We start from the raw sequence: 1,708 nt of genomic DNA, 5'->3' as shown, positions 1-1,708 counted from the left end.
ACAAATATCTTATATAAATTATCAGAATCTTCAATAGTTCTAAGTTTAGATAAATCAGTATTTAATTGTAAATCTAATCTAATATGAAATGTTAAGAAACCTTTATCAACATCACTTATGAAATGATCAGGGTGTGTTAAGCTAATTTGTGAATACTGACCTTTTGTGTAAGGTGCAGGTTGATCATGACAATCTACTGTTCTAAATGAAAACGATCTTGTACCATCATTAACATTAATCATTTCTCTCATTTTACTAAATGTGTTAAGTACATTACCAGCTTCTATTTTTAAATTATGTGCTCTTTCGTTACGATATAACATTTTAGATTATAAAAAAAGTATTGTTCTTACTCTTTTTTCATTTAATAAAAATGGGTATTGGTATATTTAAGAAAATGAAGAATTTATTTAATAAAGTTGGTAATACTGTAAAAAACATAGCTACTAAAGTAGTTGAAAACATACCAAAAGTTGTTGATACAGGAAGAAAGATAATAGATAAGATTAAACCTATTACATCTTATATACCTGGTGTTGGTCAAGTTGTAGATACTATAGATAAAGGTTTAAGTATAGCTGATAAAGCTGGTAAAATAGGTAAATCTCTTGTTAATAATAAAGGTGAAATCAGTTATAAGTAGTTAAATCAAATCAAATAAAATAAATAGTAATAAATGTATTTAAATCAGTTTAATTATTAATAAATGGAATTGAAAGTTATTAATGAAATTGTTGATGAAATAAAAAACTTTAAATCAATAGAAGAATTCAATATGTACTATCAAAAACATAAAGATGATATTGATAACAAAACAACACAATATCTAAATAAGGTATACAAAATAGTTACTAATGATGGATCTGAATATAGAATAACAAAGAAGAACTGTTCTAAATTAGATGGTAAAATAAAAGGTGGTGAAATATATCTAAGAAAGGTTAATAACAATGATAAAAACATTAAAGAACTTGAAAATGACATTATTAAAGCTGATATTGAACAACTAAAGCTAAAAATAACAGAACTAACTTCAACAATTAATCAAATTGTACATACTATAAATCAATTATCAAATAATTAAATCTTAGAATTATTAGGTACTACAGAATGATTTAAAGTGTAAGTATGATAGTTCATTTTTTTTGTCGTTATTATTGGTGTTTTATCATGATTAATAGAACCTTTTAAATTATATTTCTTAATAATTGGACTTGAATTAATTCTAGTTCTTTCTTTTTGCATTTGTAATCTAAGTCTATCATAATAATTCATTTTATTTGAATCGCGTAACGTACGTTTTTGTTCAAAACTCATTTTTATATTAAATAAATGTCTGAGTTAAGTAATTATAAGAGTGAAATTCCAGAATTGAAAAGAATAAAAAGATGTTTAAAAGAAAGATGTTATGATACAAAACAACATTTAAATAATATCAAAACAGGAATGCTAGGTTCTAATGGGTTAGCTATACGAGAAAGCTTAATTGAAGATATAAATTCATTAAAAGATAAAGTAGCAAAACTAGAAACTGAATTGAAAGAATTAACAGATAATCAATAAACATGTTTAATATAACTAAAATGTCGAAAGTATTACATAAAGCTAGAATATTAAGTTCTGAAAATGATAGTAGTTGTAAACAAGAACAAAACACTAATGTTAATATAAAAATAAAACCATCTTCTAATGTGAACTATCCTACTAT

The 1,708-nt window shown here is 23.5% G+C and carries 4 protein-coding genes; 3 read left to right on the top strand and 1 reads right to left on the bottom strand.

Annotation, left to right across the window (positions count from 1 at the left end; genetic code table 11):
• Positions 1 to 242, bottom strand: a 242-nt coding sequence (locus tag QZ306_RS10515) for a hypothetical protein (RefSeq protein ID WP_295163654.1), incomplete at its 3' end; no start/stop codon positions are given.
• 155 nt (positions 243 to 397) lie between these two features.
• On the opposite strand from QZ306_RS10515, the gene QZ306_RS10510 reads away from it, so the two are divergent.
• The 3 genes from QZ306_RS10510 to QZ306_RS10500 all read left to right on the top strand — a co-directional run bounded on the left by QZ306_RS10510 (position 398) and on the right by QZ306_RS10500 (position 1,563).
• Positions 398 to 643 (top strand): hypothetical protein, encoded by a 246-nt coding sequence (locus QZ306_RS10510; protein WP_295163653.1) that lies wholly within the window; start codon positions 398 to 400, stop codon positions 641 to 643.
• Between the two features lie 63 nt (positions 644 to 706).
• Positions 707 to 1,084: a hypothetical protein gene (locus QZ306_RS10505; protein ID WP_295163652.1), complete on the top strand. Its 378-nt coding sequence runs from the start codon at positions 707 to 709 to the stop codon at positions 1,082 to 1,084.
• Between the two features lie 287 nt (positions 1,085 to 1,371).
• Positions 1,372 to 1,563 (top strand): hypothetical protein, encoded by a 192-nt coding sequence (locus QZ306_RS10500; RefSeq protein ID WP_295163651.1) that lies wholly within the window; start codon positions 1,372 to 1,374, stop codon positions 1,561 to 1,563.
• Positions 1,564 to 1,708 lie beyond the last annotated feature (145 nt).

Origin of the sequence: uncultured Brachyspira sp. (genome assembly GCF_910588665.1) — a bacterium.
Lineage (GTDB): Bacteria > Spirochaetota > Brachyspiria > Brachyspirales > Brachyspiraceae > Brachyspira.
Note: the sequence above shows the minus strand (reverse complement) of the source record. Positions and strands in the feature narration are given on the sequence as shown.